Here is a 1,617-nt window from a genome sequence, read left to right on the forward strand (position 1 = left end):
GCAAGTGGGTGGCCACAATGGGTGCGTTCACTTTCATGGTTCGGAATTTCGGCATTCTGAAAATCGTGTTATTCACACCGACACGGTCGGACCAATACAATGCCGGCCCTTCGGAGGTCAGTTTGATGACCAATGCGAGCAACAACATGGGAATGCCGAAAATAACCAGGAGGCAAAGTGATAAGGATATGTCAAACCAACGCTTCATGATCGGGGTAGTCTTATGGTTCCGGATATTCTATCTGTAAAAATTTGAAACACTCAGTTTGGGTGAAAATGTGACACCATCGAGCCTGTTTCAAAACGTCTTAGTTCGTTCAAGATCAAGGCGGGAGATCATTTCAACCGCAGGCGTCGCCGCGCTGCGTTGAGGATTGAAATGTGAGCCCAACGCCGATATTGGCCGAAATGGGGCGTTTTGAAATTGGTTCCACCATCATTTTGTTTTATACCAATCCGCCGTATGCTGTAAGCCGGATTCAATGGAAAACGGGGGTGTCCATTCAAGCTCTTTTTTAATTTTGGAGATATCGACGGTCAATGATCCGAACAATCGATTTATGGCATCTCCTTTGCCAAGAAGATTGCCAATTAAACGCAGCAACACCTGCGGAAACGGAAAAAGAAATACAGGTCTTTTCAGCGAGGCTGCGATCAGTCGGATAAGTCCGGGCGTCGACACATCCTGGTCATCGCTAACCAGGTAACGATGCGCGACAGACCCGTGATGCCGACGAACATGTGGTGCGCTTCCTCCGTCAGCATGAAGCGGCAGGTGCGGGCCAGCGGGTCGAAGCCCGACTCCGACAGCGCGGAGAGCTGGTACTTGCCGTCACGATCCGTGAAGAAGGTAAACATGTAGAACGACAGCCAGTCCGGCGTCTGCTCGTTGAAGGCGCCCAGCAGCCGCGGCTTGTCCTCGTCGCCCGAGCGCCGCTGCAGCAGCGCCTCGGCTTCCTCGCGGCCGTCGCGACCGAAGTAGGCATGCAGCAGATAGGCCATTGCCCACAGGTGACGACCCTCCTCGACGTTCACCTGGAAGAGGTTGCGCAGATCGTAAAGCGAAGGGCAGGTGAGCCCCAGCAGCCGTTGCTGCTCCACCGACGCCGGCTCGGTGTCGCCCTGGATCACGATCAGTCGACGCAGCGCCGCGCGATACTCGCCCGGTACCTCCTGCCAGGCGGGTTCCCCGCGGTGCTCGCCGAAGGCGATCTTGCGCTCCTCCTGCGGCTGGGCGAGGAAGACGCCCCAGCGGTAGTCCGGCATGTGCGTGTAGCCGAAGCTCGCCCAGCCTTTGCGATCCACGCTGGTCGCCGTGCGCAGGTAGACCTCCCGCGCCTGGCTGTCCGCCGGCCCCATCTCGTTCCACCATTCCAGGAACTGCGGCTGCCAGGCTTCCAGGGCACGGCGCAGACGGCGATCGTGGGACAGACCGACGTTGTTGGGGATCCGCTCGCTCAGCTCGACGCTTGCCATGAGTTCATACTCTCCGTCTGTCGTAGGTTGCTTTCTTGCCGGTGCCATAGCGCCTGAGCGCACCGTCGTCGCCCACCGCGTTGGGCCGCTGGAAGATCCAGTTCTGCCACGCGCTCAGTCGCCCGAAGATCTTCGACTCCA

Annotated in this window: 2 protein-coding genes; both read right to left on the reverse strand. The window is 57.8% G+C overall.

Features of this window, described 5'->3' with window-relative positions; all coding sequences use genetic code 11:
* Nucleotides 1-208 (reverse strand): sugar transferase (locus ABYV26_RS25020; protein WP_372684061.1); only part of this gene is annotated, 208 nt, incomplete at its 3' end.
* Between the two features lie 446 nt (nt 209-654).
* Nucleotides 655-1,476 carry a benzoyl-CoA 2,3-epoxidase subunit BoxB gene (boxB, locus tag ABYV26_RS25025; protein WP_372684062.1) on the reverse strand — a complete coding sequence of 274 codons (822 nt, stop codon included), beginning with the start codon at nt 1,474-1,476 and terminating at the stop codon, nt 655-657.
* Nucleotides 1,477-1,617 lie beyond the last annotated feature (141 nt).

The sequence above is a fragment of the Desulfosarcina sp. genome (assembly GCF_041551955.1).
Taxonomy (GTDB): domain Bacteria; phylum Desulfobacterota; class Desulfobacteria; order Desulfobacterales; family Desulfosarcinaceae; genus Desulfosarcina.